Below are 4,545 nucleotides of genomic sequence, written 5' to 3' on the forward strand. Positions count from 1 at the left end.
CTTGATCAACTATTAACCGAGTGCGATAAAAACCATCAGATAATGCAGTATTCCACCAGCTAAAATAAAGAAGTGGAATATCTCATGAAAACCAAAACTTGGTGAGATATCTGGTTTTTTAATTATATAAAATACTGCTCCAGCTGTAAATGATAGACCCCCGGCAAACATTAAAATTAAATTGGATGTGGGCATTGTCATAAATAACTGATGAAAAGCAAAAATTCCAACCCAACCCATTAATAGATAAATTATAGTATATAAAATCCTGGGGGTTTTAAAATACATAAATTTCAGGAAAAAGCCGCCTAAAACAAGACCCCACTGAATTCCGATAATTGTCCACTTTAACCAGCCTTCTAAATAAAGATAGGCAACAGGTGTATAAGAACCTGCAATCATCACAAATATTGCAAAGTGATCTAATTTACGCCAGATTGATTTTTCATTATCTTCTTTTTTAAAAGCATGATACAAAGAACTTGACAAAAATAAAAATGCTACTGAAACACCATATACTGCAGCTACAACTATTTTACCTGGACTTTCCAGTGCGCGAAAAATTAAAAGACCTAAGCCGATTAGAGCCAGTATGAATCCAACAAAATGAGAATAAAATGATACCCTTTCTTCTTTTCTCATTTTTAAAACCTCCATTCTCTCTACTTTCAATGATTATTTCATTATAAAATTATTATTTCAGCTAAGTCTTTTACAATTTAGCTTATCTATTTACATTATAACATTTATCAGCTCACAAAAAAACAAAAAGTCCAGATTAAATTATCTGGACTCAATAATTATTTCTTAATCTTGAACCTTTAATAGCAAGTGCCTTTCGATACTTTGCCACAGTTCGTCTTGAAATATCAAGTTCATATTCATTTTTGAAAATATCAACGATCTTAGTATCACTTAAAGGCTTACTTTTATCTTCATTTTTTATTAATTCAATGATTAGGGCTTTGATACTGACAGAAGAAAGATTATCAATACCGCTATTAAAAAACATTTTAAAAGGAACAGTGCCATGAGGAGTTTGAATATATTTATTAGTTGTAGCTCTACTAACTGTAGATTCGTGCATTTCTATATCCTCTGCTATCTCCCGCATTGTCATTGTATATAAATGCTTAAAACCATATTCAAAAAAGTCATACTGCTTATCCAGCACAGCCTTTAAAATTTTGATTATGGTGTTTTTTCGCTGTTCAATGCTTTTAATTAACCAGAGAGCTGCTTTATATTTTTTCTTTAAATACTCTTCTACCTCAGAATCACTGTTATTTTTTAAAAGTTTAAGATAATAAGAGCTAATTTGTAGATTGAAATTATTACTTTCATTAGAGATTATTTCATATCCGTTTTCATTTCTTTTGACAGTTAAATCTGCTTCAACATACTCTGCACATGGATTAACTGAATTTAAGGCTTCTTTTAAATCTAAACTTTGTATTTTTTTATATATTTTTTTAATTTCTTCAATCTTTTTTTCTGATTTTGAATCAAAAAATATTTGAGCAACTTCTTTAAATTCTAGACTTAGTTCTCCTTTATGATTTAAATTACCTACAATAAACTTACCTAACTCTAATTGATTATCACTTAAAACTTCAAAAAGTTGATTTTCTAAACTCTCACAAAATTTTGGGTTATAAGCAATAAAATTTTCATAATTGTAGGATTCATTTTTTATCCCACTATAAGTAGAGTTATTGTAAAAATTATCAATTTTATTTTCTAGTATTTCCAACAATGGATTTTCTTTTGCCTGTTCATTAATAAATTCTGTTAATTCTATACTATTATATTGAAGAATTTTTACTGCCATTTGTAATTGAGGAGTCATCACTAATTCCTGTTTTGCTTTTAAATCCAGATTAATATCTACCTGCATAAGTAAACTCCTTGCAAATTTAATTTTTTGAATTTTGAAAACAAAAATTTAAAATTTTTGAGCTGTCTGACTGTTAATCAGCAGCTCTAAAATATTTATCAGCTTAGAAATATCAATTAAATTATTCAGCTAACTCAAGAGCTATTTCCATCATATCAGTAAATGTTTTTTCTCTTTCTTCAGATGTAGTTTCTTCTCCAGTTACTAAAGAATCACTTACAGTTAAAATGCTTAAAGCATCTACACCATACTTAGCTGCCAGAGTAAATAACTCAGCTGATTCCATTTCTACACCTAAAACACCATATTCTTTCCACTTTTTCCAGGCTTCTTTGTCATCATTATAAAAGGCATCTGAGCTTAAAATTGTACCAACTTTTACCTCGGTATCTTTTTCTTCTGCTACCTGATAGGCCTTTGATAAAAGCTTAAAACTTGCTGCTGCAGCAAAATCTTTGCCATCAAAACGCATTTTATTCAAATTAGAATTACTGCAGGCCGCTTTAGCAAGTATTACATCTCTTACTTGAGCTGCCTCATTAAAGGAACCACAGGATCCAACCCTAATTAGATTTTTAACTCCATAATCTCTAATTAATTCATTAACATAAATTGAAAGAGAAGGCATTCCCATACCTGTTCCCTGAGTTGAAACGCTTTTTCCTTTATAGGTTCCTGTAAATCCATACATTCCTCTTACATCATTATATTGGGTTACATCTTCTAAATAATTTTCTGCAATAAATTTAGCTCTTAACGGATCACCCGGCAGCAGAATTGTTTCTGCGATTTCTCCCTTTTTTGCACCAATGTGTACACTCATAAATATGACCTCCTATATATTTTCCCATATTTTCAGTTCTAATTCTTATTATAATATATTTTAAGAAAAATGACAAAAAACCTGTCCCAAATACGAAAAACCACCCGGGAAGGGTGGTTTAATTATTATTTATTTAAGGGTTATATAATTATTTGCTTATTAGTTTAAGTTTTAATTATTATTTTAGCCTAACTGGCTTTTTAAAATTCTTAGTAATTGCCTAAGTTTTTAAAAGCATTTAGCTTTGCTTGATTATCTTTAGATTCAAGCTTAGCCTCTTTCATGAATTTGTACATGCTATTAAACATATGCAATCATCCTTTCTTATAAAGTTATTTTAATTATAATGTGATTGACTTATATTTTTAAAATATAATTGTCTTTTAGATAAAACAGTTTTTAGTACTGATTTAAGTTAGCACAAGAATCATGTCTGAGCTGCTTCTCTTTAACTGAGCGAACATTGCTCTCGATTCTTCTACCCTCACTATTAGTTGCTTTAATGAATGTGAATAAAGAATTCAACATTATCAAATCACCCTTTCTTATAGTCTTATTATTGTTAATTAATTATAAGTGATTTACTTATATTTCTCTTATATTAATTTCATTATACACTTTTTAAATTACTTGTCAAGTGTTTTGTTAAAGTCTAAATTTACAGACTTTTTATTAAATTTTACCAGAGGTGATGTACACTATCTCTGATATATTCATCATAAATTTCGTCAACTCTTTCCATTACCTCATCAGAAAGATTATCTGCTTCAGAGGCAGCTGCATTATCTTTTACCTGCCATGGTTTTTTACCACCAGGAATTACACAGCTAACGGCATCGTGCATTAAAATCCACTTGAGAGCAAACTGGGCCATAGTTAAACCTGCCGGTTTGATTTTTTCTAATTCATCAACAGCCTTTAAGCCAAGCTCATAATCTACACCAGAAAAAGTTTCACCTTTATCAAATGCTTCACCATCACGGTTAAAATTGCGGTGATCATTTTCAGCAAAGGTTGAATCCTTAGAGAATTTACCTGTTAAGAGTCCACTTGCCAGAGGAACTCTACAAATAACTCCTACATCTTTTTCTTTAGCCTTTGCTAAAAATTCATCAGCAGGTTTGTGTCTGAACATATTGAAGATAATCTGTACAGTGGCTACATTTTCATATTCAAGGGCTTTCATAGCCTCTTCTACCTTTTCTACACTTACACCATAGTTTTTAATTTTACCCGCCTCGACCATCTCTTCTAAAATCTCAAATACCTCTTCCTGATCATAAACTTCAGTTGGCGGACAGTGCAGCTGCAGCAGATCAATAGTATCTACATCTAAATTTTTAAGGCTGCGGTCCACAAATTTGTTTAAATTTTCCTTATTATAGCCTTCTGCACTATGAGGATTAAGTCTTCTCCCAGCCTTAGTAGCTATATGTATCTCCTCATCAGTTTCTTTTCTCAATTTAGCCATCAGGCGCTCACTGCGACCATCTCCATAAACATCAGCAGTATCAAAAAAGTTAATTCCCTGATCTACAGCCTCTCTTAAAGCTGCCATTGACTGTTCATCTTCTACGTCTCCCCAGGTTCCGCCAATTGCCCAGCCACCAAAAGAAACTTCTGATACTTCATAACCTGTTTTTCCTAATTTTCTATAATTCATAACTTCTACCTCCTTGAATTTTGAGAATATAATTAATTAATAAAACAAAGTTTATTTAAGTTCTAAATTATCTAAATATATTATATCACTTCTTTAGATATATTTAAAGATTATGATATTTAATAAAAAAAGAACACCCCTTTATAATAAGAAGTGTTCTTT

The 4,545-nt window shown here is 30.7% G+C and carries 5 protein-coding genes; all 5 read right to left on the reverse strand.

Annotated elements, in window-relative coordinates:
* Positions 1 to 12: 12 nt before the first annotated feature.
* Positions 13 to 642 carry a hemolysin III family protein gene (locus CI949_RS17300; RefSeq protein WP_110301126.1) on the reverse strand — a complete coding sequence of 210 codons (630 nt, stop codon included), beginning with the start codon at positions 640 to 642 and terminating at the stop codon, positions 13 to 15.
* 151 nt (positions 643 to 793) lie between these two features.
* Positions 794 to 1,897: an RNA polymerase sigma-54 factor gene (locus CI949_RS17305; protein ID WP_110301127.1), complete on the reverse strand. Its 1,104-nt coding sequence runs from the start codon at positions 1,895 to 1,897 to the stop codon at positions 794 to 796.
* A 121-nt stretch (positions 1,898 to 2,018) separates the two neighbouring features.
* Complete coding sequence (gene deoD / locus CI949_RS17310) at positions 2,019 to 2,720, reverse strand: purine-nucleoside phosphorylase (protein ID WP_110301128.1); 702 nt, start codon at positions 2,718 to 2,720, stop codon at positions 2,019 to 2,021.
* A 399-nt stretch (positions 2,721 to 3,119) separates the two neighbouring features.
* Positions 3,120 to 3,248 carry a hypothetical protein gene (locus CI949_RS17315; RefSeq protein ID WP_258363636.1) on the reverse strand — a complete coding sequence of 43 codons (129 nt, stop codon included), beginning with the start codon at positions 3,246 to 3,248 and terminating at the stop codon, positions 3,120 to 3,122.
* A gap of 151 nt (positions 3,249 to 3,399) precedes the next feature.
* The gene (locus CI949_RS17320; RefSeq protein WP_110301129.1) at positions 3,400 to 4,383 is read right to left on the reverse strand and encodes an aldo/keto reductase; all 984 of its coding nucleotides are present in this window, start codon (positions 4,381 to 4,383) and stop codon (positions 3,400 to 3,402) included.
* Positions 4,384 to 4,545 lie beyond the last annotated feature (162 nt).

This window comes from Halanaerobium sp., assembly GCF_003070835.1.

Excerpts from the sequence above, each read along its gene's own strand:
- CI949_RS17300 (WP_110301126.1), bottom strand. The coding sequence starts at position 642 with ATGAGAAAAGAAGAAAGGGTATCATTTTATTCTCATTTTGTTGGATTC.
- deoD (WP_110301128.1), bottom strand. The coding sequence starts at position 2,720 with ATGAGTGTACACATTGGTGCAAAAAAGGGAGAAATCGCAGAAACAATT.
- CI949_RS17315 (WP_258363636.1), bottom strand. The coding sequence starts at position 3,248 with ATGTTGAATTCTTTATTCACATTCATTAAAGCAACTAATAGTGAGGGT.
- CI949_RS17305 (WP_110301127.1), bottom strand. The coding sequence starts at position 1,897 with ATGCAGGTAGATATTAATCTGGATTTAAAAGCAAAACAGGAATTAGTG.
- CI949_RS17320 (WP_110301129.1), bottom strand. The coding sequence starts at position 4,383 with ATGAATTATAGAAAATTAGGAAAAACAGGTTATGAAGTATCAGAAGTT.